General features: G+C 66.4%; 22 protein-coding genes and 1 pseudogene. 21 read left to right on the top strand and 2 right to left on the bottom strand.

Annotation, left to right across the window (positions count from 1 at the left end):
* Positions 1-54 precede the first annotated feature (54 nt).
* The gene (locus ACOYYX_RS37395; protein WP_422927734.1) at positions 55-1,173 is read left to right on the top strand and encodes a mandelate racemase/muconate lactonizing enzyme family protein; all 1,119 of its coding nucleotides are present in this window, start codon (positions 55-57) and stop codon (positions 1,171-1,173) included.
* 155 nt (positions 1,174-1,328) lie between these two features.
* On the opposite strand, the gene ACOYYX_RS37390 is transcribed toward ACOYYX_RS37395, so the two are convergent.
* Positions 1,329-1,733, bottom strand: a complete 405-nt coding sequence (locus ACOYYX_RS37390) for a hypothetical protein (RefSeq protein WP_422927733.1) — start codon at positions 1,731-1,733, stop codon at positions 1,329-1,331.
* Between the two features lie 1,065 nt (positions 1,734-2,798).
* Between ACOYYX_RS37390 and ACOYYX_RS37385 the strand changes: the two genes are divergently transcribed.
* The 14 genes from ACOYYX_RS37385 to ACOYYX_RS37320 all read left to right on the top strand — a co-directional run bounded on the left by ACOYYX_RS37385 (position 2,799) and on the right by ACOYYX_RS37320 (position 15,301).
* The gene (locus ACOYYX_RS37385; RefSeq protein WP_422927732.1) at positions 2,799-3,842 is read left to right on the top strand and encodes a GlxA family transcriptional regulator; all 1,044 of its coding nucleotides are present in this window, start codon (positions 2,799-2,801) and stop codon (positions 3,840-3,842) included.
* 95 nt (positions 3,843-3,937) lie between these two features.
* Positions 3,938-4,579, top strand: coding sequence for an HD domain-containing protein (locus tag ACOYYX_RS37380; RefSeq protein ID WP_422927731.1), 642 nt, complete (start codon positions 3,938-3,940; stop codon positions 4,577-4,579).
* Positions 4,580-4,818: 239 nt separating this feature from the next.
* Positions 4,819-5,727, top strand: coding sequence for an urea transporter (locus tag ACOYYX_RS37375; RefSeq protein WP_422927730.1), 909 nt, complete (start codon positions 4,819-4,821; stop codon positions 5,725-5,727).
* 36 nt (positions 5,728-5,763) lie between these two features.
* Positions 5,764-6,066 (top strand): urease subunit gamma, encoded by a 303-nt coding sequence (locus tag ACOYYX_RS37370; protein ID WP_422927729.1) that lies wholly within the window; start codon positions 5,764-5,766, stop codon positions 6,064-6,066.
* Positions 6,067-6,107: 41 nt separating this feature from the next.
* Positions 6,108-6,596, top strand: coding sequence for an urease subunit beta (locus ACOYYX_RS37365; RefSeq protein ID WP_422927728.1), 489 nt, complete (start codon positions 6,108-6,110; stop codon positions 6,594-6,596).
* 18 nt (positions 6,597-6,614) lie between these two features.
* Entirely contained in the window at positions 6,615-8,333 is a 1,719-nt protein-coding gene (locus tag ACOYYX_RS37360) for an urease subunit alpha (RefSeq protein WP_422927727.1), read from the top strand.
* 129 nt (positions 8,334-8,462) lie between these two features.
* Positions 8,463-9,038 carry an urease accessory protein UreE gene (gene ureE, locus ACOYYX_RS37355; RefSeq protein ID WP_422927726.1) on the top strand — a complete coding sequence of 192 codons (576 nt, stop codon included), beginning with the start codon at positions 8,463-8,465 and terminating at the stop codon, positions 9,036-9,038.
* 18 nt (positions 9,039-9,056) lie between these two features.
* Positions 9,057-9,752, top strand: coding sequence for an urease accessory protein UreF (locus ACOYYX_RS37350; protein WP_422927725.1), 696 nt, complete (start codon positions 9,057-9,059; stop codon positions 9,750-9,752).
* 14 nt (positions 9,753-9,766) lie between these two features.
* Positions 9,767-10,405, top strand: coding sequence for an urease accessory protein UreG (ureG, locus tag ACOYYX_RS37345; RefSeq protein WP_422927724.1), 639 nt, complete (start codon positions 9,767-9,769; stop codon positions 10,403-10,405).
* On the top strand, positions 10,402-11,316 hold the full coding sequence (locus ACOYYX_RS37340) for an urease accessory protein UreD (RefSeq protein ID WP_422927723.1): 915 nt from the start codon (positions 10,402-10,404) through the stop codon (positions 11,314-11,316). The genes ureG and ACOYYX_RS37340 overlap by 4 nt, the downstream gene beginning before the upstream one ends.
* A 64-nt stretch (positions 11,317-11,380) precedes the next feature.
* Positions 11,381-11,845 carry a GNAT family N-acetyltransferase gene (locus ACOYYX_RS37335; protein ID WP_422927722.1) on the top strand — a complete coding sequence of 155 codons (465 nt, stop codon included), beginning with the start codon at positions 11,381-11,383 and terminating at the stop codon, positions 11,843-11,845.
* 647 nt (positions 11,846-12,492) lie between these two features.
* Positions 12,493-12,687 carry a hypothetical protein gene (locus ACOYYX_RS37330; protein WP_422927721.1) on the top strand — a complete coding sequence of 65 codons (195 nt, stop codon included), beginning with the start codon at positions 12,493-12,495 and terminating at the stop codon, positions 12,685-12,687.
* Positions 12,688-12,906: 219 nt separating this feature from the next.
* Positions 12,907-13,959, top strand: coding sequence for a DUF1559 domain-containing protein (locus ACOYYX_RS37325; protein ID WP_422927720.1), 1,053 nt, complete (start codon positions 12,907-12,909; stop codon positions 13,957-13,959).
* 445 nt (positions 13,960-14,404) lie between these two features.
* The gene (locus ACOYYX_RS37320) at positions 14,405-15,301 is read left to right on the top strand and encodes an isocitrate lyase/PEP mutase family protein (RefSeq protein WP_422927719.1); all 897 of its coding nucleotides are present in this window, start codon (positions 14,405-14,407) and stop codon (positions 15,299-15,301) included.
* Positions 15,302-15,355: 54 nt separating this feature from the next.
* Here ACOYYX_RS37320 and ACOYYX_RS37315 read toward each other — a convergent pair whose 3' ends face one another.
* Positions 15,356-17,062 carry a protein kinase domain-containing protein gene (locus tag ACOYYX_RS37315; protein ID WP_422927718.1) on the bottom strand — a complete coding sequence of 569 codons (1,707 nt, stop codon included), beginning with the start codon at positions 17,060-17,062 and terminating at the stop codon, positions 15,356-15,358.
* A gap of 188 nt (positions 17,063-17,250) precedes the next feature.
* On the opposite strand from ACOYYX_RS37315, the gene ACOYYX_RS37310 reads away from it, so the two are divergent.
* From ACOYYX_RS37310 to ACOYYX_RS37285, 6 genes and pseudogenes are all read left to right on the top strand, one after another.
* Entirely contained in the window at positions 17,251-17,883 is a 633-nt protein-coding gene (locus tag ACOYYX_RS37310) for an RNA polymerase sigma factor (protein ID WP_422927717.1), read from the top strand.
* A gap of 576 nt (positions 17,884-18,459) precedes the next feature.
* Entirely contained in the window at positions 18,460-19,428 is a 969-nt protein-coding gene (locus ACOYYX_RS37305) for a DUF1559 domain-containing protein (protein ID WP_422927716.1), read from the top strand.
* Between the two features lie 102 nt (positions 19,429-19,530).
* A complete protein-coding gene (locus ACOYYX_RS37300; RefSeq protein ID WP_422927715.1) occupies positions 19,531-20,025 on the top strand; it encodes a carboxypeptidase-like regulatory domain-containing protein in 495 nt (164 codons plus the stop codon).
* Between the two features lie 199 nt (positions 20,026-20,224).
* A pseudogene (locus tag ACOYYX_RS37295) lies at positions 20,225-22,660 on the top strand (PSD1 and planctomycete cytochrome C domain-containing protein); the annotation flags it as partial.
* A 76-nt stretch (positions 22,661-22,736) separates the two neighbouring features.
* Positions 22,737-23,012, top strand: a complete 276-nt coding sequence (locus ACOYYX_RS37290; RefSeq protein WP_422927714.1) for a DUF1553 domain-containing protein — start codon at positions 22,737-22,739, stop codon at positions 23,010-23,012.
* 46 nt (positions 23,013-23,058) lie between these two features.
* The gene (locus tag ACOYYX_RS37285; RefSeq protein WP_422927713.1) at positions 23,059-24,483 is read left to right on the top strand and encodes a DUF1501 domain-containing protein; all 1,425 of its coding nucleotides are present in this window, start codon (positions 23,059-23,061) and stop codon (positions 24,481-24,483) included.
* Positions 24,484-24,524: the final 41 nt, after the last annotated feature.

The following is a 24,524-nucleotide window of genomic DNA, read 5'->3' as shown; positions in this document are numbered from 1 at the left end:
CGCCCGCCCTCGACGCCGAGGCCGGCCTCCTTGGCCATTCCGGGACCCTCTGCCATGAGCCTGCGTATTCATAAGGTCGAGGCCCGAGTGGTCGACCATCCGGTCCGACTCGATGGCGCGATCCTCTCATATCTCGGCCGCCACGAGGCCTCTCGCTACCTCCGCGTGACGGTGGAGGGGGACGACGGCCTGCTCGGGTTCGGCGAGGGGGCGACTGCGCCGGTCTGGAGCGGCGAGTCGGCCGAGACGGGCCTGTGGTTCGTCGAGAACCTCCTCGGGCCGAAGCTCGCCGGGGCGACCCTCGACCACCCGTCGGAGGCCCTCGCCTGGATGGATCGGGAACTGCACGGGAACTCGTTCACGAAGTCTGCCGTGGACATCGCACTCTGGGATCTCTGGGCCAGGTCGCAGGGCGTCTCGGTCTCGAGCCTGGTTGCCGATCGGGAGTCGGTGGCCTGGATCCCGACGAGGGTCAGCATCGGAGCCTATCCTCCCGAGGAGACCGTGCGGCTGGCCGTCGAGTTCTGGGAGCGCGGGGTCCGGACACTCAAGTTCAAGACGGGCGTCCCGGGCATCGACGACGTGGCCCGGCTGAAGGCCGTCCGCGAGCGGCTCGGCCCCGAGCCCGTCTTCACCATCGACGCCAACGGGGCTCATGCGACGGCCGACGACGCGGTGCGAGCCATCGAGGCCCTCGTCCCGTTCAACCTCGCACTCGCCGAGCAACCCACGCCCCGCGATCGGATCGGCCTGCTGGCGAAGGTCCGCAAACGCGTCCCGGTGCCGATCCTGGCCGATGAGGCGGTCTTCACCCCGGGGCATCTCGAGGAGGCTATCGACCTCGATGCCTTCGACATCCTCTCGATTTATCCGGGCAAGAACGGCGGCTTCACCCACTCGCTGGCGATGGCCCGTCGCGCCCAGGCCGCGGGCAAGTCCTGCGCGATCGGCTCGAACCTTGAGACCGACCTCGGCCAGGCCGCGATGATCTGCCTGGCGTCGAGCCTGTCCGTCTTCCCGGTCGACCGCATCGCCTGCGACTTCCAGGCTTCGCTCTTCTACGCGTCATCCTACGTCAGGCCCCCCATCACCTACCAGGACGGGAAGGTCGAAGCTCCCCGAGGCTTCGGCTTCGGGGTCGAGCCCGACTCGGCTTACCTCTCGTTCGAATGAGGAGCTCCGGAAAACGAACGAGCCCCCGGTCGCGGATTTGGCCGCGGCCGGGGGCTCGTGCTGGATCTCGATGAAGCCAGAATTCGGTCAGCCCTCAACGGGCCTTCTTAGAAAGAAAGGCTCCGAGCGGCCGGGCTCCGAATCATTGACCGGGCTCAGTCCTTCTTGACGGCGTCCTGGAGCTTCTGGCCGCCCTTTTCGACGCTCTCGCCGGCCTTCTCGACGACCTTGCCCGTCTTCTCGACGACCTTTCCGGCGGTTTCGCCGAGGTGCGCCTTGGCCGACTCGGCAGCCGACTTCTCGAGCTTCTCGCCGGCCTTCTCAATGCCTACGCCGGCCTTCTCGACGACCTCGCCCGTCTTGTCGACGGCCTTGGCACCGAGATCCTTGGCCTTCTCGCCGATCTCAGCAGCCTTGTCTTCGAGCTTGTGGATGGTGCTCTCCGACCCGGCCTTCGGCGTGGCGTCGGTCGCCGGCTCTTCGTTGCAGCCGGAGAGGACCAGGGTGCTGGTCACGATCAGGAACGCGGGAAACTGCCACCACGACTTCAGACGACGCATGATGCGGCTCCTTCAGAGCTAATGAGTCAGAGCGGGAAAAGGCACAGGCCACGTGAAACCTGAATTCCCGAAGGCACTTCGGCCTCGAGCGATCCGGGTGAAAGCGACCGACTACGCGACGATTAGGGCGAAATCGCGAGGTCCAAAACCATGGCCCTCGTGGACTTCGCCGGCTCGTGCAACAGGGGTCGGGTGATTGCATCGCGACAGCATGACGTAGCTCAAATAGTCAATCACTCGGCAGGCCAGTTCGTTCAAGGTCCCAGGCAGTGATGTTGTTAACGTTGCGCAATTGGGAAATCAATGTCCAAGGTTGAGTTTGGTCCTCATCTGAATACGAGAGTCATTCGCGGCGGCGTTTGAAAGATTCTGAAAGGGGATTCGAGCTTGACCAAAACCTCTCGGCTCCCTGCCTCACAAGCTCCCAGCGAGCCGGTTTTCCTTCGATTGGATCGGACTCGCGGCGAAAGCCTCGGGAAAATAATTGCCCAGAGAAAAGAATCGCGTGTCGCGAAACCGGCATCGCTTCGAGCGATGGACCCTAGATCACGAGCATCATGGCGAAATGTGACCTTCGTCGGCCCTGATTCGTTGCGAGTCGCCGTGCCGAGTTGCAAAGCCTAATGTGGCGAGCCCGGTCCCGCACCTATTCCCTGCCGATTTTCCTCGACTTCTGCACCGGATTGACAAGATTCAGCCTCGCCGACTCGGGGTGACAGGCCCGCGATCGACTCGGTGCGAGTTGGGAAAGCAAGCCTCGTGCCAGTCCCGCGGCGCGATCCGAAAGATTTCAGGGCCAGGCCTGTCACGCATCAAGGGCAAATGGCCTACGACACGGATGATACGTCGACATGGATAGGTGAGCCAGATGCAAGGCCCGGCGGGAGCGGCGAATGCGCCAGTTTGTGGCCTGAACGGATTCAGATGTCAACGGGTGGCCTCGCGGGAGCCGGCAATCGAGGTCTGGCAGGAACTGTCGGATATCCGTCATTTCCGCCAGGAGGGGTCGTGAGTATGATTCCCTCAACGACGCCGGGAGGGCAGCAGCGGGAGGGGAGGTGAGGCATGGGCGAGTCATCGGGCCGCGGCGACCGGAATGCGAAGGGATCTCGGGACACGGGTAAGAAGGCCCATCGGGTGGCCATCCTCGCCTTCCCGGGCGTGAACCTCCTCGACGTTGCCGGGCCCTCGGAAGTCTTCACCTGCTTTCCCGAGGCGCGGGGTGACCTGCAGGCCCCGAGCGCCTATCGGATCGAGTTGATCTCCTCCACCAGGGAGTTGAACGTCAGGACATCGGGGGGCGTTGTGCTGGCCGCCGATCGGCATGTGTCCGAGCTGGGGGGCGAGATCGACACGCTCATCATCCCGGGCGGCGTCGGCGCCTGGGAGGCGGCGAAGGACGAAGGCCTCCTCGAGGAGATCAGGCGCCTCGTCTCCAGGACGCGTCGGGTCGGCTCGGTCTGCACTGGGGCGTTCCTGCTCGCCGCCGCGGGCCTGCTCGACGGGCGCAAGGCTACGACCCACTGGCGTTGGTGCGACCGCCTGGCCCTGGAGCATGAGGCCGTCGACGTCGAGCCGGACGCCATCTACGTACGCGACGGCAAGGTCTACACCTCCGCGGGCGTCACGACCGGGATGGACCTGGCGCTGGCCTTCGTCGAGGAGGACCTCGGCCGGAATGCCGCCCTCGAGATCGCGCGACACCTCGTCCTGTTCGTCCGCCGACCGGGAGGGCAGTCACAATTCAGCCCCCTGCTCGAGATGCAGGCGGCGGATCGACGCCCCTTGCGAGACCTGCAGGCCTGGATCGCCGAGAACCTGGCCGAGGACCTCTCGGTCGAGCACCTGGCCGTCCGGGCTCACATGAGCGCCCGCAACTTCGCGAGGGCCTTCCACAAGGAGGTCGGCACCACGCCGGCCCGCTTCGTCGAGCGCCTGCGGATCGATGCCGTGCGTCGCCGCCTTGAAGAGACAGACGCCGGGCTCGATCGGATCTCGCGCGAATGCGGCTTCGGGAGCGCCGATGCCATGAGACGCTCGTTCGTCAGGGTGCTGCACGTCGCCCCGCGCGACTATCGTGAACGGTTCCGCGCCACCCCATCCACCTGAGCTGGCCCACTCCGGTCGGCCCGTTTGTCCTTCGCTTTAATGTTTGACGTTTGTCGTTGGATTTTTCGTCCTCGTCTTCAGTAAGGAGAAGACCGATGCTTCCCAGGCAGATCGCCGGCGTCTCGATCCCCGACAGCAAGATGGCCGTGGAAGCCACCCAACTCGTGCGCGACACCGAGTCGGACCTGCTCTTCGACCACTCGTTGCGCGTCTATCTGTTCGGCTCGCTCCAGGGAAAACGGCTGGGCCTGAAGTACGATCCCGAACTCCTCTACATCGGGGCGATCTTCCACGACCTCGGCCTGACGAAGAAGTACAGCAGCGCCACCGAGCGGTTCGAGGTGGACGGGGCCAACGCGGCCCGCGACTTCCTGAAGCAGCATGGCGTGCCGGAGGGCTCGATCGACGTGGTCTGGGACGCCATCGCCCTGCACACGACCCCTGGCATCCCGAAGTGGAAGAAGCCCGAGGTCGCCCTGGTGACGGCGGGCGTGGAGTTCGACGTCCTCGGCCTCGGCTATGACGACGTCGCCGCCGAGGCCCGCGAGCAGGTGCTCTCTGCCTTCCCCCGCGTCAACTTCAAGCCGAGGATCATCCAGGCGTTCGCCGATGGGATCGCGCACAAGCCCGAGACCGCCTTCGGCAACGTGAAGGCCGACGTCCTCGCCAAGCTCCTCCCCGGCTACGTCCGGCCCAACTTCTGCTCGATGATCGAGGCGACCCCCTTCCGCGAGTGAGGAACTCGGCGAGGAGGTGGATCGCCGGGGCGTGGGCCGCGACGACCAGGCGATCCACCAGGAACCATGGAAATGATTCGATTCGAGGATTGCCTTTTCCTGGATGCGACTTGGGTTGGCCATGATGGGAGTGCCATCGGCCTGACAATTCTGCCAGCGGGTTGACTCGGGGTTGGGCACTTGCTCTATTACTCCTCCGAACTAGACCCCAAATCGCATCAGTCGTGCGGTGCTCACATATGACCGTCGCTTCGAGGTTCGTGCCCAATTCCAGGGAAGCGGCGTGGGCCGAGGTCCTGATCGTGCTCCGTGGCGTCGGCCAGGTGATGTTCCAGGGGCACGCGGGGACGGGGCTCTGCTTCTTGATCGGGATCGGGATCGCCTCGCCGGTGACGCTCATCGGGGCGATCATCGGCGCGATCGTGGGCCCCCTGGTCGCCCGGGTCGCTTCCTTCGATCCCGGCGACATCGAGCAGGGGATTTATGGGTTCAACGCGACCCTCGTGGGCCTGGCCACGCTGTTCTTCCTCCGCCCCAATTTCGCGGCGACGTGGGTCCTGCTGGTCCTCGGCTGCGTCGCCTCGACGTTCGTCACCTACCTCGCCCGCCGATTCCTGACGTTCCCCACCTACACCGGCCCCTTCGTCGTGACCACCTGGGCCATCCTGGCGATCGCGCACGGTGCATCCGGCAAGGGGATCGATGTCGCCCCCGATGCGGCCCCGGTCGAGGCCGCGGGGTTCTTCAGCGAGGTCTTGCGGGGCGAGGCCGAGGTGATGCTGGGGGCCAGCGTCGGCACGGGCGCGATGTTCCTGGTCGGGATCGCGCTGAGCAATCCCTGGCATGCGGCGATCGCCCTCCTCGGCTCGGTGGTCGGGACGGCGATCGCGGCTTATCATGGCGATTCGACGCAACTGATGTCGATCGGTATCTACGGCTACAACGCGGTGCTGGCCGCGATGGCCCTGTTCCTGAAGCGGAGATGCCTGACGCTGCCGATCCTGGCCGCCGTGGTCGCGACCCTCCTGACGGAATACTTCCCGAAGGAGCCGGGCCTGCCCGCGTTGACGGCCCCGTTCGTGGCCGCGTCCTGGATACTTCTCGCGGTCGTCTGGGCGGAGACGCGGATCTTCGCTGGGGAGCGTTGACCCGGCCGCCCCCTGTCAGCCTCGGAGTGAGACCCAATGCACCTGACCCCTCGGGAACTCGAGAAGCTCATCATCCATCAGATGGCCGACATCGCGCTGAGGCGCAAGGCCAAAGGGCTCAAGCTCAATCATCCCGAGTCGATGGCCGTGATCTGCGCGGCGGCGCTCGAAGGGGCGCGCGAAGGGAAGACCGTCGAGGAGGTCATGGTCGAGGCCGCGAGCGTCCTGACCCGCGACGAGGTCATGGAAGGCGTGCCGGAGATGATCCCCTTCGTGCAGCTCGAGGCGATCTTCACCGACGGCAGCCGCCTGGTGACCGTCCACGAGCCGATCAAGTAAGACCCCACCCACCTCTCCACTCCTCGAATCGAAGGTGAAACATGGCCGAGTCCGAGAAGGCACCTGACGAGCCCGGCGTGGGCGACTGGAAAGGGCACCCCGACGCGTCTCCCCACGTCGCCGCGGGCACGAGGAAGGTCCCGGTGGGGGGGGTGATCCTCGCCCCCGGGGAGATCGAGCAGAACGTCGGCCGGCCGACGACGACGCTCAAGGTGCGGAACACGGGCGATCGACCGATCCAGGTCGGCTCCCACTTCCACTTCTTCGAGGTCAACCGCTACCTGGCCTTCGACCGCTCCCAGGCCTTCGGCAAGCGCCTGGACATCCCCGCGACGACGGCCATCAGGTTCGAGCCGGGCGATGAGCGGGAGGTGACGCTCGTCCCCCTCGGCGGGAAGCGGTTCTGCCTCGGGTTCAATAACCTGGTCGACGGCTGGACGGGGGACGGGCCCACGCCCGACTATCACCCGAACTACGACGCGGCGTTGAAGCGGGCGAAGGAACTGGGGTTCAAGTCGATCGAGTCCTGACCGGGAGCTATCTGCGCCATGTCGAAGATCACGCGGAAGCAATACGCCGACCTGTTCGGCCCGACGGTCGGGGACAAGATCCGGCTGGGGGATACCGACCTCTACGTCGAGATCGAGAAGGACCTGCGGGTCTACGGCGACGAGCTGGTCTACGGGGGCGGCAAGACGCTCCGGGACGGGATGGGCTCGGACAGCCAGCTGACCCAGGAGGCGGGCTGCCTCGACCTCGTCATCACCAACGTCACGATCCTCGACCCGGTCCTCGGCGTGATCAAGGCCGACGTCGGGATCCGCAACGGCCGGATCGTCGGGGTCGGCAAGGCGGGCAACCCCAGCACGATGGAAGGGGTCACCCCGGGCCTCTTGACGGGGACCGCCACCGACGCGATCACCGGCGAGCACCTGATCCTGACGGCCGCCGGGCACGACACCCACGTCCACTACATCTGCCCGCAGCAGGTCTGGGCGGGGCTCTCCAACGGCATCACCACGCTCTGGGGGGGCGGGATCGGGCCGACCGACGGCACCAACGGCGTGACGACCACCAACGGCCCCTGGAACATGGAGATGATGCTCCGGGCCGTCGAGGGGCTCCCGGTCAACTTCGGGTTCCACGGCAAGGGGAACGCCAGCGCCCCCGCCCCGCTGATCGAGCAGATCCGCGCCGGGGCCTCCAGCTTCAAGATCCACGAGGACTACGGCACGACCCCCGCCGCGATCCGGGCCTGCCTCTCCGTCGCCGACGAGTACGACGTGGGCGTCTCCGTCCACACCGACACCCTGAATGAGTCGGGCTTCGTGGAGGACACGATCGCGGCCTTCGACGGCCGGACGATCCACACGTACCACTCCGAAGGGGCCGGCGGCGGCCACGCGCCCGACCTGCTCAAGGTCGTCGGCCAGCCCAACGTGCTGCCCAGCTCGACCAACCCGACGCTCCCCTGCGGCGTCAACTCGGTGGCCGAGCTGTTCGACATGATCATGGTCTGCCACAACCTGAACCCGAAGATCCCCTCGGACGTGGCCTTCGCCGAGAGCCGGGTCCGCGCCGAGACGATCGTGGCCGAGAGCGTCCTGCACGACATGGGGGCCATCTCCATGATCGGCAGCGACTCCCAGGCGATGGGCCGGATCGGCGAGACCTTCCTCCGCGCCATCCAGACGGCCGACGCGATGAAGAAGGCCCGCGGGCCGCTCCCGGAAGACGCCCCCGGCAACGACAACTTCCGGGTCCTCCGCTACCTCGCCAAGGTGACGCTGAACCCCTGCATCACGGCCGGGGTCTCCGACACCCTCGGCTCGATCGAGCCGGGCAAGCTCGCCGACCTCGTCCTCTGGGAGCCGGCCTTCTTCGGGGCCAAGCCGAAGATGGTCCTCAAGGGGGGCTTTGTTGTCTGGGCGAACATGGGGGATCCCAACGCCTCGCTGCCGACCCCCCAGCCGATGATGTATCGTCCCATGTTCGGCGCCCTGGGCTCGGCCCTGTCGAAGACCTGCGTCACCTTCGTCTCGAGGGCCGCTTACGACCTCGACGTGAAGTCGAAGTACGGCCTCGAGCGGATGGTCTTGCCCGTCTCCAAGACCAGGGTCCTGACCAAGAACCACATGGTCCGCAACTCGTTCCTGCCCAAGATCGAGGTCGACCCGCAGACCTTCGCCGTGAAGGTCGACGGCGTCCACGCGACCGTCGAACCCCCCAAGTCGATCTCGCTCAATCAGCTCTACTTCTTCTGCTGATCGGGGCGGATCGGGTTGGAGTTAGGACATGCCCGGCGAGCCTCGCGAGGATGCGGCCTTCCGCCCTCGCGAGGCGACCGTCCCGGCCAGCATCCATTCGGCCGGTCGGGCCGAATGCGGGAGTGAACGATGATCCTGGTAGAGAAGCCGCTCGGCAACATCAAGGACCCGGACTGGTCCCGGAAGCTCGAGGTGGCCGAGGTCGACCTGCTGCACCTGGACCAGTGGCAGGCGCAGAAGAACCGCTTCCGCCTCAAGACCGAGACGGGGGTCGAGATCGCCGTGGCCCTCGATCGCGGCACCCGCGTCCAGGACGGCGACATCCTCACCTGGGATGAGTCGGCCGGCACGGCGATCGTCGCGAGGGTCACGCTCAAGGAGGTCATGGTCCTCCGGATCGACGCCGTCCTCGGCCAGCCCGCGGAGATCCTGGCCAGGACCTGCGTCGAGCTCGGCCACGCGCTCGGGAACCAGCACTGGCCGGCCGTCGTGAAGGGCTCCGCGGTCTACATCCCCCTGACCGTCGACCGCAAGGTCATGGCCTCGGTGATGCGGACCCACGCGTTCGAAGGCATCACCTGCGAATTCGTTCCGGGGGCCGAGGTCATCCCCTACCTCGCACCCCACGAGGCCCGTCGCCTCTTCGGCGGGGCCGACAGCACGCCGCATTCGCACGTGTATTCCGCAGATAACCAGCAGGGCTAAAGCCTCGGAGTCAGCCGCTTGTCGACGATTGCGGAGTTGATGCGCGTCCTGCAGTTCGGAGATTCGCTCCTGCCGGTCGGGGCCTTCTCGTTCTCGAACGGCCTCGAGTCGGCCGTGCAGTTCGGCGTCGTGCATGATCTGGCCACGCTCCGCGACTTCGTGCGGTCGTCGGTCGAGCAGGCGGCGACCTCCGACGGCGTTGCGGTACTCTCCGCGTTCCGGGCCGCGCAGCTCGGGGACGCCCAGGGGATCGATCTCGCCGACCACGCCGTCTTCGAGCGCAAGCTCAACGAGGAGATGCGGACGATGACCACGCGGATGGGCCGCAAGCTCGCCGAGATGTCGGAGCGCGTGCTCGGCCCCGAGGCCTCCGCGATCAATGGCTGGCTCGCCCGGATCCGCGCAGGGGCGACGCCCGGCTGCATGCCTGTCGCCCAGGCCCTGGTCTTCTTGGCGCTCGGGCTCTCGGAGCGCGACGCCTTCGCGGTGCATCAATACGGCGTCGCCAGCATGATGGCGAACGCCTCGCTCCGCCTGATGAGGATCCACTACCTCGACGTTCAGTCGATCCTGTTCGAGGTCAACGCCGACGCGGGGGCCGCCTACGACCGGGTCGCCGCGCACTCGCTCGAGGACATGGCCGCCTTCGCGCCGGCGTTCGACGTCCTGGCCTCGCTGCACGTCGGGTCTTTCGTTCGCATGTTCATGAATTGAGGATGGGTTTGCCGATGGCGAAGCACATCACGAGGATCGGGGTCGGCGGGCCGGTCGGCTCGGGCAAGACCGCGATCATCGAGGCGATCACGCCGAAGCTGCTGGAGATGGGCGCGCGCGTGCTGATCATCACCAACGACGTGGTGACGACGGAGGACGCCAAGCACGTCAGGCGCACCCTCAAGGGGATCCTGGTGGAGGAGCGGATCATCGGCGTCGAGACGGGCGCCTGCCCGCACACGGCCGTCCGCGAGGATCCGAGCATGAACCTCGCGGCCGTCGAGGACATGGAGGCCCGCTTCCCCGACACGGACATCGTCCTGATCGAGAGCGGCGGCGACAACCTCACGCTGACGTTCAGCCCGGCCCTCGTCGACTTCTTCATCTACGTCATCGACGTCGCCGCCGGCGACAAGATCCCCCGCAAGAACGGCCCGGGGATCAGTCAGTCGGATATCCTCGTCATCAACAAGACCGACCTCGCCCCTTATGTCGGGGCCAGCCTGCAGGTCATGGAGGATGACTCCCGGCTCATGCGCGGGGAGAAGCCGTTCGTCTTCACCAATTGCAAGACCGGCGAGGGGATCGACCGCCTCGTCGACCTGATCTGCACCGACATCCTGTTCGACCTCGACCTGAAGGCACGCGCGTGAGCCAGCCGCCCATCCCTCACGAACTCCTCCCCTACCTCGACGAGCCGCCGCAACTCCGAAGCGGATCGTTCGGTAAGGTCGCGTTGCTGCGCCTGAGGTTCGAACGCCGGGGCGAGCGCTCGATCCTGGCGAGGATGGAGCGCCGGGCCCCCCTGCTCGTCCAGAAGGCGCTCTACTGCGACGAGGGGATGCCCGAACTCCCCGTCGTCTTCATCATCTCGAACTCGGGGGGCATCCTCCAGGGGGATCGCTACACCCTGGAATTCGCTGTCGAGCCGCATGCCTTCGGCCACGTCACGACCCAGGCCGCGACCAAGATCCACGAGATGGACGCGAACCACGCGACCCAGGTCCAGGAGATCTCGCTGGCGGAGGGGGGGTACCTCGAGTACCTCCCCGAGGCCGTCATCCCGTTCGCCCGGTCGAGGTTCCTGACGCGGACGCGGGTGCGGATCGACCCGACCGCGACGCTCCTCTATGCCGAGACCCTGATGGGGGGCCGGAAGTTCTACGGCGAGGGGGAGTTCTTCAAGTTCGACCTCTTCTCCTCGACCGTCTCCGCCGAGCGTCCCGACGGCAAGAGCCTCTTCGTCGAGAAGTTCCGCATCGAGCCGGCCCGCACTCCCGTGGCAGTCCCCGGCGTCATGGGGGACTTCGACATCTTCGGCAACGTCCTGCTCCTGACCCCCCCCGCCGTCGCCGACGAGGTGGCCTCTCGCGCCGTCTCGGCCTGGAACAAGAAGGAAGGCTGGGCGGCCGGCGTCGGCCGACTCCCCAATGGCGCGGGCCTGGTGTACAAGATCGTCGGCCGCGATTCGGGCGTCGTCCGGGCGAAGATCCGCGACTTCTGGTCGCTCGTCCGCCCGCTCATCACCGGCAAGCCCGTGCCCCCCGAGTTCCCCTGGCGCTGAGCTCCCTGGGTGAGTTCACAAGGGCTCGGATTTCCTTCGAGCCGTCGGCTTGATGATGGGCATCGTGAAAATCGCCTCGAAGTCCGACCTGCCGTGGTTGGAAGAACTTCGGCGTGTCGTCGAGCGCGAGGAACACCCGGACGACGCCGACGCGGCGGAGCGTACGGTCCAGGGTTCGAGGCCTTCGCTGGCGGTGTTCGACTGCCTGGAATCCGGCTCGTTCAGGATCTTCGTCGCCGAGGCCGACCATCGCTTCGAGGGATATGCGTCGGTGGCCCGCATCCCGAAGGCCGACGCCAGGGTCGGCTTCCTCGATCTCGACCAACTGCACGTCCTGGTCGACCATCGGAGGCAGGGGCATGCGACGCGACTCCTGGAAGTAATCGCCGAGCATGCTGGGGGCTCGGGCCCGGCCGGCATCCGGCTCCTGGTCGATCCCGCCAACGCATCGGCCAGGTTTTGTCTCTACGAGAAGCTCGGCCTTGCGAGACGCGGCATGAGCCTCTGCGAGCAAACCCGCCCCGGTTGACGCCCGTTCAAGCCCTCCCATCGCCCTCCGCCTCATCCCCGAGGCTGGAAGCCGGGTTCTTTATCGCGGTTTGTACGATCCGCCTCTCCAGCCCCGAGAATGCCCTCTCGCCATGGGGGTGTTCCTATCTGTTGCGCATAAACTCGATTGAGTTGTTCACGCGAGACGCCCGATCGAGAATCGTTGACGCGGCGTGAAGGTGGCTGAAGGCTCTCCTACTCACTGGCCGAGGATTGGCCTGGCGGCGGAATGCTCGCTTGGAATGGCAAAGCTGACCGGTTTCGATGCGTTGAAAGTAAGCAGTCGACCGGGCCTGCCGCACAATTGTTAATCAATTGCGTCACGCCCTCGCGTCAATCTTGAGCACGGCATTTGCGCCAGGATGCGAGCGTTTCCGCGAGCCCTGACTCATTAAGTCTTAAATTCATCGTGTGTTACGTCAGGTCGGTCGGCCTCGAAGGTGCTCGTTAATAGGTGTTTAGATGTGATAAAATGACCAAGTGGAACGGTATTTGCGTTCTGCCCCTTCCGAGTCCGGAGAAGTCGGCCTCGCGTTAATCGAACAACATGACAGGGCAACGGTTCATCCGTTGACTCATGGCCTTATGTTTTCCCGACTCTCCATGCGATGCCACGAGGAGTATCAAGTGTCTCTGTCCCAACGTCTGCGTGCCATTGCCCTCTTCATCCCGGTGATCGGGGCGTTCTCCTTGATGGGTTGCGGCGGTAGCAGCACCGCGACGACCACGGCCCCGGCCGGTCACGACGGCACCGCGCACGGTAAAGTCGCGGCCCCGCCCGTCAACAAGGGCGCGACCAAGTACGCGGGCCCCCGGCGTTAAGGAGTTTCCCGGGCCCACTCCGCCCAGCTCGATGGGTCGTTCGTCGGCCCTGGTCCGCACTGGACGACTCGCCCTGCATACAGCCGCACTCAATACCCGCCCGGAAGTGCGATCCCCTACATTCCTCCCGCGGTCGCCAGGTCGGATCTTCGTCCGCTCGGAACGTCGAAGCGTTCCGATGTGGGGTAATCATCAATTTTTTCGATGCAAGGTAGTTTTATGATTCGCAATCGTACACGTGGTTTTACGCTGATCGAGCTGCTGGTGGTGATCGCGATCATCGCGGTCCTGATCGCCCTGCTGCTGCCCGCCGTGCAGGCCGCCCGCGAGGCCGCCCGCCGCGCCCAGTGCACGAACCAGCTCAAGCAGATGGGCCTCGCGGTCCACAACTACAACAGCAGCTTCGACGCCTTCCCGCCGGGCGTCATGTACCCCTCGCCGGTCGACAACTGGGGCTGGGGCCCGAGCGGCCACCTGAGCCTGCTGCCCTTCCTCGAGCAGACGACGCTCTGGAACGCGTACAACGTCGGCCCCGTCCAGTGCAACGGCGCCGGCTGCGGCCAGTACAACATGAACACCACCGTGTTCAACACCCAGGTCAACGCCTGGCTCTGCCCGAGCGACGCCAAGATGCGTCAGGTCTCGATGTGCAGCTACGTCGGCAACATGGGCGGCCCCTTCCACACCACCGGCTACTCGGGCACCTACGTCCCCAGCGACGGCGTCCTGGGCACCGTCCCGGGCACCCCGGCCTCGGTGGTGAAGATCGCCTCGATCGTCGACGGCACGAGCAACACGGCCCTCTTCAGCGAAGTGGTGACCGGCCACCCGAACGCCGCCACCGTCACGGCCGGCGACTCGAACCCGAACAACTGGAAGCGCGTCATCTTCCAGATGTCCACCGCCGACAACCAGTCGACCCTCGCCTCGGCGATCCAGGCGATCAACGACTGCAAGTCGCTGCCCACGACCACGGCCGGGCTGTCGACGAGCCGCGGTGACTGGTTCTACGGCTACCCCGCCTACGTCAGCTACGGCATGTACAACCACCTCGCCCCGCCCAACACTCGCTCCTGCAGCAACTCGGGCTGGAACACCTACTCGGTCGACCCCTGGGGCACCGCCCCGCCGACCAGCTTCCACCCCGGCGGAGTGAACATGGGCATGAGCGACGGCTCGGTCAAGTTCATCAAGGACTCGGTCAACCAGCAGGCCTGGTGGGCGATCGGCACCCGCAACGGCGGCGAGACGATCAGCGCCGACTCCTACTGATCCCGATCGCTGAAATCGTTCCCGGCCCTCGCCCCCGGGCCGGGAACAGAAACGGCCTCCCGAATCCGTCAACCAACCCGGTTGGCGAGTTCGGGAGGCCGGCTTCGTTTCCGCCGCTTTCGATGGAATGTTTGCTGTAATCGACATGTTTGGATTTGCAAGCATGAAAGGTTGGATGTGACAGTTGGTGTGCCTTGAAAGTGCTACGTCGATCCTCGCAAGGCGAGGCGGTCGAGGTTCCTTTCCAGGTCGGCGATCCGATAGAATGCTTCAATCCCCCCTTCGTAAATCGCCGAGAAGCAACATCCCTATCCGGAGGTGGAATCTCCGGGTTGCGGGGCGCGAGAACCGTACGGCATCGGCGTCCGAAGGCCGTGAGATCCGGCATCGTAGATGCAGGCCGAAGGTGTCGGACTGCCGACTCACGATCCTGGAGGCCCGAGCCTTGACACCCACTGACCCGCCGATCCTCTCGCCCGCGAGCCGAGCGTCCTGGAGGACGGTCCTCGGCGAGGCTGGCCCCTTGATCCTGCCGGCCGCCCACGATGCGTTGACCGCCCGCCTCATCGCCAGGGCCGGATTCCGCGCCTATCAGGTGGGCGGGTTCGCGCTGGCGGGCTCGCGATACGCCTACCCCGACATCGACCTCGTGCATTACTACGAGGAGAATGAGGCGATCCGCCAGATCGTCGCCGCGTCGCCCCTGCCCGTGGTCGTCGACGGCGGCAACGGCTTCGGTGACGTGAAGAGCGTGACGCGGACGGTCAGGGGTTACGAGGAACTCGGCATCGCCGCCATCTTCATCGAGGACCAGACGAGCCCGATCACCTGCGGCCAGATGGGCAAGCGCGAGGTCGTCTCCATCCGCGAGATGGTCGGCAAGGTCGGCGCGGCCCTGGCGGCCCGGAGGAACGCGGATACCTTCGTCATCGCCCGCACCGACGGCCGGAGCGCCAAGGGGGTCGACGAGGCGATCCGTCGCGGCGAGGCCTATCGCGAGGCCGGGGCCGACGGACTCTACATCGAGGGACTCCGGAGCGTCGCCGAGCTCAAGCGTGTCGGCAAGGCGCTCGCCGGCACCCCGCTCGCGACGACGATGATGGAGGGGGGCGGCCAGATGGAGTGGGTTTCTCCCGACGAGATCCGCGAGGCCGGGTTCGCGATGATCATGTACCCGACCACCCTGCTCTTCCAGATCACGAAGGCCCTGGAACGTGCCCTCTCGAACCTGAAGGCCGGCAAGCCCATGGCCCAGAAGGATGCGATGAACCTCGATGCCTTCGAGGACATCGTCGGCCTCACGAGCTGGCGGGCGATCGAGGAGAAGTTCGGGGTCAAGTAACCGCGAGCGGCCACGGGACCCGCTCAACATCTGATCGGCGATCGCCTCAACGGCTCAGAGCGGTTTGAGGATCACCGCGCGGACATCGAACAGAGGCCCATTCAATGGGGCGACGGGGCGAATCTCGAGGCGATGGATCCCCGCCCCGAGGGTCAGCTCTCCGACGGGGAAGGTCTGATAGTCCGCCCAGTTCCCGGTCCTGAGCGCCTGGCCGATGAGGACCGCGTCGTTCACGCGAATCTGATATTTGTTGCCCGTGCGGCCGTTGCCATTGGCATATTCAAGGATGACGTTGAACCGGGATTCGTCCTTGATGTGGAATGTCCACCAGGCATGGTCGTCGTCGTGGTGCCAGAACCCGAGGTTCCCGAACGCGTGCTCGAAGGCGATCTCCCGCCCCGAGACGGCCGCGGCCGAGGCGCCCAGGCGGATCGAGCCGTCGTTCTGGACTTCCAGGGGGACGAGGATCGTGCCCTTTGCCTCGGACGACGTCTTCGAGGGCGGCTTGACGACGTCGTACCCCACGGAGAAGAGGCTCTGGTCGCGGGCGTAGACGAGGAGGATCGCTCCGATCAGGATGGGCGCGGTCAGGAGCTCGGGACGACGCCTGATGTGCTTGTAGATCCGCTGGATCGATCCCTGCGGCAGCCCCTCGATCGGCTCACCGTCGAGGAAGCGGTTGAGGTCCTCGGCCAGGGCATGGGCGTCGGGATAGCGCCCGGCCGGATCCTTGCGCAAGCATTTCAGGGTGATCGCGTCGAGGTCGCGCGAGATCCCCGGCTGCCGGTGGCTCGGGGGGATGGGCTCCTGCTCGCGGACGAGCTCGAGGGTCTCCTCGACCGTCTCCGCGAGGTGGGGGACGCGCCCCGTGAGCATCTCGTAGAGGATGACACCGAGGCTGTAGACGTCGGTCCTGGGCCCGACATCGTCCACGGCCACCGACCCGCGGGCCTGCTCCGGGGCCATGTAGCGAGGGGTCCCTCGATACTCGCCCCCCTTGCCCCAGAACTTATCGGATTCGACCCACTTGGCCACGCCGAAGTCGGCGATCTTGGGGATCCGCTCCGTGGTCACGAGGATGTTGGACGGCTTCAGGTCGCAGTGGATGATCCCCTGGCGATGCGCGTAGTCGACGGCCGAGGCCAGGGTCGCGACCATCTCGGCGGCCGAGCGCTCGGGCTGCGGCCGGCCCGCGAGCATCTGGTCGAGCGAACCCCCCTCGACGAACTCGAGCGCCAGGAAGGGCCGGTTCCAGTGCTGGCCGATGTCGAAGATCTGGACGATGTTGGAGTGCTGGAGCTGGGCGACGGCCTTGGCCTCGATCTGGAAGAGGGCCGCCGTCTCCCCCGAATGCTCCGCGATCATCTTCAGGGCCACGACCCGGCCGAGCTTGATGTGGCGGGCCTTGTAGACGACCCCCATGCTCCCGCCGCCGAGCGGGCGCTCGTCGACCTCGTATCCGGGGATGTCGAGCCGGTAACTCCCCCGGTTCCGGGGCGATCCGGAGGGATCCGCCGAGGAGCCGGGGCCGCCGATCGCCTCGAAGGGGGACGCCTCGTCGTCGCGCCCAGGAATCCTGGGCGCGACCCGGCGCAGCTCGTCCACGACGCTGTCGGTGATGCCCTCCAGCAACTGCGCCCGGAGCTCGCAGGCGGGGCAAGACTCCTGGTGTTCGCGGACGGCGGCGATCTCGGGTTCGGGCAGGTCCCCGAGCAGGAATGCGGTGAGGGTTTCGTCGCTGGGACAAGCATCGACATGCACTTGCCGATCTCCCATTGACCATGTTACAGTTTCACCAGTCCGTTGGGATTCAAGATCCGATCAACGGGCTCGGCCGGTCCGGACCTCTCTCCATCGTAACGCGGCGAAATCCAGACAAGTAGCTGATTCCTCGGCATTCCCCTCCCGCCTGGGAAGGGTCCGCCCCGGGCCCGCGGAGCGCGTCTGACATGGACCACTTGTCCACGCCCGGACCCCACTGGCTTCGATCGTCAGGCGCCCAGGCGGGCGCCACATCCTTGACCCTGATCGAGAAGGCCAAGGCCCACCACGGCGAGGCCTGGCGTCGACTGGTCGACCTCTACACGCCGCTGCTCCGCCAGTGGTGTAGCCGCTGGGGGGTGCAGGGCGCCGACGCCGACGACGTAATCCAGGACGTCTTCCAGGGGGTCTTCGTCAGCCTCCAGAACTTCGGCCGCGACCACGAGAGCGCCTCCTTCCGGGCCTGGCTCCACGGGGTCGCCCGCTACAAGATGCTCTCGCTGCTCCGCCGCCGCAATGCCCGAGGCCCGGGCGGGACCGACTTCTACGAGAAGACGCTTCTCCTGCCCGACCCCGCGATGGACGACCACGACCACGAGGAAGGGCGACTCATCGGTGCCACGTACCGCGAGGCCCTCGGTCTCGTCCGCGCCGAGTTCGAGGACCGGACCTGGCAGGCCTTCTGGCGGGCCACGGTCGAGGGCCAGCCCTGCGCGGTCATCGCCAAGGAGATGGACGTGACCCCGGCCGCCGTCCGGCAGGCCAAGTCGCGCGTCCTCCGACGCCTCAAGGAAGTGCTCGGATACGCCCCGCAGATCTAACCTGATCCGGCGGTTTTCTCGCCCTTCTCGAGCCGGGACCACCCGCGAGGCAGCTCCGGATTCCGGCCCCGAAAAAGTTTTGTCACACCCCGCGCGAAGTACTCTTGAAGGGGCCGACCGAGCGAGGTCCCCCCGATTGGCGGCCGGTTGCCGTTGATGCACGACGACCGCGACCGGACGCCCCTGCGACCGTGACGGCCCCTCGCCGTCTCATCCTCGAACGCGGGAGGATATCCAGGTCCAGTGAGTCCGATCAGTACCTCCCGACAGTGAGCAGGCCGGCCCCTTGCCGGCGATTGCGACCGGATCCCGGGGCGTGATCGCAGCCTCCCCACGCCCCATCGGTAACGACTCCTCATCATCATAGGTCCTCATCCTCTCCTCTTGATCATTCTATGGGGCGAAGGACACATGAGCGGGAGCCTCCCACGTTGGCCTTACCTCTCCCAAACCGCCGGATCTGACCGCGCGGGCGTCGACTATCGACATGTTGTCGCAAGGTCCCCCTCATCGCTTTCAATCAGGGCCATCATGCGAAATCAATCTTCCCGTGGCTTTACTCTGATCGAGTTGCTCGTGGTCATCGCGATCATCGCCGTGCTGATCGCGTTGCTACTCCCGGCCGTGCAGGCGGCACGCGAGGCGGCCCGACGGGCCCAGTGCGTGAATAACCTGAAGCAGATCGGCCTGGCCATGCACAACTACCACAGCGCCAACAACGCGTTCCCGCCCCCCAAGATCTTCTCCGGGAGCTGTGCCGACGTCTCCAACGGCGGCAAGGGGCTCGTCCTCAACACCACCGCGTTCACGATGATCCTGACCTATCTGGAGCAGGTCCCGCTCTCGAACGCCTACAACTTCAACCAGGCCTCGAGCGACTCGGCCTGGGGCGGGTATTCCGGCGTCAACGTCAAGCTCCTCGGCGATGCGGCCTCGAATTCGACGGTCGTCGGCACGATGGTCTCCGGCTACGCCTGCCCGTCCGACATCACGCCCGAGGTGGTCACCTACGAGCCGACCAACCCCGCGGCGATCTACTCCCGGAACAATGCCAGGCGGAGCAACTACGGGCTCTGTTCCGGCATGTACACCGAATACGATTGCAGCCCGCCCGACCCGTCCAGCCAGGGGGCCTTCTACGCCGAGATCTCCTCGTCGGTCGCCGACTTCCAGGACGGGACGACCAACACCATCCTCGCCGGCGAGTCGCACCAGCATCATGCTCAGGACTGGTTCGGACCCTACTGGGGCTCCGGCACCCATACGTCGACCTTCGTCCGGATCGCCCGCAAGGGGCAATGGATGTGGAATTTCTACTATCCGAATGCCCCCTGGGGCGATAACGATTGCCCGGGCAACATGGCCTCCTGCAACCCGAGGAACCTGACTTACGCGTGGGTCTTCTCCAGCTACCATCCCGGCGGTGTCAACGTCTGCATGGCCGACGGCAGCGTCCGCTTCATCAAGAATACGGTCAACTACGGCACCTTCTACGCCCTCGGGACCATCCGTGGCGGCGAGATCATCAGCTCGGATGCCTATTGACGACGCAGCGGCATCCGACTGATATGAACCGGCCGGCCCTAGGCCGGCCCGACGGGCCGGCCTTGATGCACGATCTCAGCAGAGTCCACGGAGTGTCCAGACGTGAAATCCTATCGGGCTGCGGCCGCTCTCGGTCTCTTGACGCTCATCGGCTGCGGTGGAGGCGGGGGCGAAGAGGACTATTACACGCTCGTCCCCGTTTCCGGAAAGGTGACGCTCGACGGCAAGCCCCTGGAAGGGGCGACGATCACCTTTAACGCCTCAGACGGGAATAAGCCGATGACCGACGGGAGTGACCTGACCGGATCCGACGGGTCGTTCTCGGCGAAGTTCCGCAACCGCTCCGGACTCTCGCCGGGAAAGTACAAGGTCACGGTCAACCGACCCAAGTCGGATCTCCCCGGGAAGACGCGTCCTCCCGAGCTCGATCCTTTCATGGCGAGCATGGCGATCGACGCCGGCAATAAGAAGAAGTCCGCCAGGAAGGTCGAACAGCCCTGGCTCTACGGCGACCCCTCGCATACCCCGCTGTCCCACGAGGTCTCCGCGAGAGGAGACTCCGACCTCCAATTTGACCTGAAGTCCTCGGCGAAGTAAGGGCCCCGAGGGCGTCGACGACGGGCCGGGCGGCCAACCGTCCCGGCCCTCGCGTCATCCGAGCGCCGATCCAGGCCTTGCCCCGAATGCTCCGATCGTGAACGATGAGCTCGAGTTGCGACGCCCCTCGGGACCTCCTCGCGTGCCACGGCTTCCCCGGTCGTCGCGGGACGCCGACCTGATCTTGAATTAATCAAACATGAATATGAACTTTAGTTGCGCCGGGTTGCTCGGCCTGTTCACGCTGCTCGGCCCGGCGGCTTTCGGCGGCGAGGTCGCGGATCGGGAAGCCTACTTCGAGTCGAAGGTCCGGCCGATCCTGGTGGATCGCTGCTTCGGCTGCCACTCGACGCAATCGGGGAAGTTCAAGGGGAACCTGGCGCTCGACTCGCTCGAAGGGCTCTTGAAGGGCGGGGATCTCGGCCCGGCCGTCGAGCCGGGGAAGCCCGACGATAGCCTGCTCGTCCAGGCGGTCGGATATGAGGATGCCTCGCTCAAGATGCCCCCCAAGTCCAAGATGCCGGAGGAGGAGATCGCCACCCTCCGCCAGTGGGTCGCCGGCGGCGCGACCTTCCCCAAGGCCGTCGGTGGGACCGCCGCCAAGTCGCGAGAGATCAATTTCGAGGAGGCCCGCAAGCACTGGTCGTATCAGCCGGTGACCCGCAAGGAGCCGCCGCAGGTCTCGGATCAGGCCTGGTCCGCGTCGCCGATCGACCCCTTCATCCTGGCGAAACTCGAGGGGGCCGGGCTGGCTCCCTCGCCGAAGGCCGACCGCAGGACCTTGCTCCGGCGGGTCTCGTACGACCTCACCGGCCTGCCCCCGACGCTGGAGGAGATCGCCGCGTTCGAGGCCGACACCTCGGATGACGCCTACTCCAGGATCGTCGACAGGCTCCTGGCCTCGCCGCGTTATGGGGAGCGCTGGGGCCGGCACTGGCTCGACGTCGCCAGGTATGCCGATTCCAAGGACGGCGTCCTCATGTTCGGCGACGACCGCGTGCGGCCCTTCGCCTACACCTACCGCGACTACGTCGTCCGCTCGTTCAACGAGGATGCCCCCTACGACCGCATGATCCGCGAGCAGCTCGCCGCCGACGTCGTCGCCCCCAAGGATCAGCCCTGGCGCCTGGCGGCGATGGGCTTCCTGACGCTCGGGCGGATGTTCGACAATAACGTCCACGACCAGATCGACGACAAGATCGACACGGTGGGCCGGGGCCTGCTCGGGCTGACGATCTCCTGCGCCCGCTGCCACGACCACAAGTACGACCCGATCCCCACGGCCGACTACTACGCCCTCTACGGCGTCTTCGCCGGCGCCGAGGCCCCGCTCGAACTCCCGCTCATCGACGACCCCGACAAGACCCCCGCCCGCAAGGCCTTCGAGCAAGAAGCCGGCGCGAAGCGTGCCAATATCCGCAAGTTCCTCGACGACAAGTATGCGTATCTGTCGGAAGAGGCCCGCACCCGCACGGGCGAGTACCTGACCCAGGCGGCGACCACGCCCCCCGACCCGCTCGAGACGGCCCTCTTCTTCATGTCGCTCGACCCCGGCCAGCTCCGCCCCCCGATCATCGCCCGCTGGCGCCGCTTCCTCAAGCAGCGCGCCGTCGCGAGCGACCCGGTCTTCGGCCCCTGGTCGGAGCTGGCGAAGTGCGACGAATCCAGGTTCGCCGACGAGGCCCGCGAGGTCATCGCCCGCTGGTCCGCGCGGCCCGACGGCACCGAGCCCGGCAGCCTCAATCCGCTCGTCCGATCCGCCCTCACGACGGCCTCGCTCGGCTCCTGGCCCGACGTGGTAAAGGCGTATGCCGGCATGATCGGGCGGGTCTACTCCGAATCCAAGGCCACGCCCCCCGACCCCGGCGACGAGGCCCGAGCGCAGGTCCTCCGCCTGGTCAAGGGGACCGAGAGCCCCTCGTACTTCCCGCGCAGCCAGACGGTGGCCTACCTGCCCCGGGTCGACATCGACGCCTTCGGCCCGCTCCCGGTGGAGCTGGACCGGATGACCGTCAAGGCGGCCGATGCCGCGCCGAGGGCGATGATCCTGGTCGACTCCGACGAGCCCTACGCCCCGCGGATCTTCGTCCGCGGCAACCCCTCGCAGCCGGGCGATTCGGTCCCCAGGCGGTTCCTGAAGGTCCTGGCCGGCGACGCCCAGCCCCCCTTCCCCAACGGCGGCGGGCGGCTCGACCTGGCCAACGCCATCGCCGACCCCAAGAACCCGCTCACCGGCCGCGTGGCGGTCAACCGCGTCTGGATGCACCACTTCGGCGAGCCGCTGGTCTCCACCCCCGCCGACTTCGGCGAGCGGAGCACGCCCCCGACCCACCCCGAGCTGCTCGACGACCTCACCGCCCGCTTCATCGAGGGGGGCTGGTCGTTCAAGAATCTGCATCGGCTCATCGTTTTATCGAGCACCTATCAGCAGGCGAGCGTCGATCGGCCGGAGGCCCGCAAGCTGGATCCGGAGAACAAGCTGCTCTGGCGGGCGAACCGCCGGCGTCTCGACTTCGAGGCCATGCGCGACACGCTCCTGTTCGTCTCCAGGCGGCTCGACCTGACGATGTACGGCAAGTCGGTCGACGTGGCCAACGACCCGCAGAACGCCCGGCGCACGGTCTACGGCATGGTCGACCGCCAGGGGCTCCCGGCCGTCTTCCGCGCCTTCGACTTCGCCAGCCCCGACGCCTCGGCCGAGCCGCCGGCCGATGACGACGGTCCCGCAGCAGGCCCTCTTCAGCATGAACTCGCCCCTGGTCGTCGAGCAGGCCAAGGCGCTGGCTTCTCGCCCCGACGTGGAGGCCTCGGCTCCCCAGGATTCGATCCGGGCCCTCTACCGGCTCGTGCTCGCCCGCACGCCGGCCCCCGACGAGCTGGAGTCGGCCGAGCGGTTCCTCAAGGCCCCGGCCGACAGCGAGTTCGACCCCCGCGCGCAGCTCGCGCAGGTCCTGTTGATGACCAATGAATTAATGTTCGTGGATTGATATCGGTATTTCGGCCCTCCCCACCAATCCAGACGAGGCGGACACGATGGACGTCGACCTACGACGCCGGATCACGCGACGCGAGGCGATCCAGAGGGCCGGGACGGGCTTCGGCATGTTCGGCCTGGCGGCCCTCCTGGGTGCTCAGCAGCAGGCCGGGGCCAACACCCCCGCGGCGGCGCTCAACCCGATGTCGCCGAGGCCGCCCCACTTCGCCCCCAAGGTGAAGCGGGTTATCCATATCTACTTGAATGGCGGGCCGAGCCAGGTCGATACGTTCGACCCCAAGCCGATGCTCACCAAGTATGACGGCAAGCCCTTACCGCAAGGCAACCTCACCACCGAGCAGCGGACCGGCGCGGCGTTCGGTTCGCCGTTCAAGTTCCGCAATTACGGCGAGAGCGGCATACCCGTCAGCGAACTGTTCGAGCGCACCGGGGCCCACGCCGACGACCTCTGCATCATCCGCTCGATGCACGCGAACACGCCGAATCACGAGCAGTCGATGCGGCTCATGAACTGCGGCGACGAGCGGCTCTCGCGCCCGAGCATGGGCGCCTGGCTGACCTACGGCCTGGGCTCGGAGAACGAGAACCTGCCGGGATATGTCTCCATGTGCCCCGGGTTCCCCGTCGCCGATGTCTCCAACTGGCGCTCGGCCTTCCTGCCGGGCGTCTACCAGGGGACATATATCGACACTCGCAAGGAAAAAGCCGACGAGCTGATCGAGAACATCCGCAACTCTTATGTCTCATCGCGCGAGCAGCGGCGCCAGCTCGACCTCCTGAGCGAGATGAACCGGCGTCACCTCCAGGGCCGCGCCGAGGACGACGCGCTCGACGCTCGCATCGCCAGCTTCGAGTTAGCCTATCGCATGCAGATGGAGGCGAGCGACGCCTTCGATGTGTCCAAGGAACCCCAGCACATCCGCGACATGTACGGCCCCGGCGTCCAGGCCCGCCAGCTCCTGATCGCCCGCCGCCTCGTCGAACGCGGGGTCCGCTTCGTGCAACTCTTCCACGGCGACGTCCAGCCGTGGGACAGCCACGCGAACCTCCCGACCCAGCACCGCGACCTCGCCCGCCAGTGCGATCAGGGGATCGCCGCGCTCCTGACCGATCTGAAACAGCGCGGCCTGTTCGAGGACACCCTGGTTCTGTGCGGCGGCGAGTTCGGCCGCACGCCATCGGTGGAGTTGGTGAAGGGCAAGCCCGGCCACGGCCGCGATCACAACCACTGGGGCTTTTCGGTCTGGCTGGCCGGCGGCGGGATCAAGGGGGGCCACATCCACGGCGCCACCGACGAGTTCGGCTACAAGGCGGTCGAGTCCCCCGTCCACGTCCACGACCTGCACGCCACGATCCTGCACCTCCTGGGCTTCGATCACACCAAGCTGACCTACCGCCACGCCGGCCGCGACTTCCGCCTGACCGACGTGCACGGCGAGGTCGTCCACCCGATCCTGGCCTGAGATGCCCAGCGGCTCGGTCCTGTCGATCTGACGACGGGGCC

It is taken from the genome of Singulisphaera chitinilytica, from assembly GCF_049331405.1.
GTDB lineage: Bacteria > Planctomycetota > Planctomycetia > Isosphaerales > Isosphaeraceae > PoT.
The sequence above is the reverse complement of the archived record's forward strand: the minus strand, read 5'-3'. Positions and strand labels throughout refer to the sequence as shown.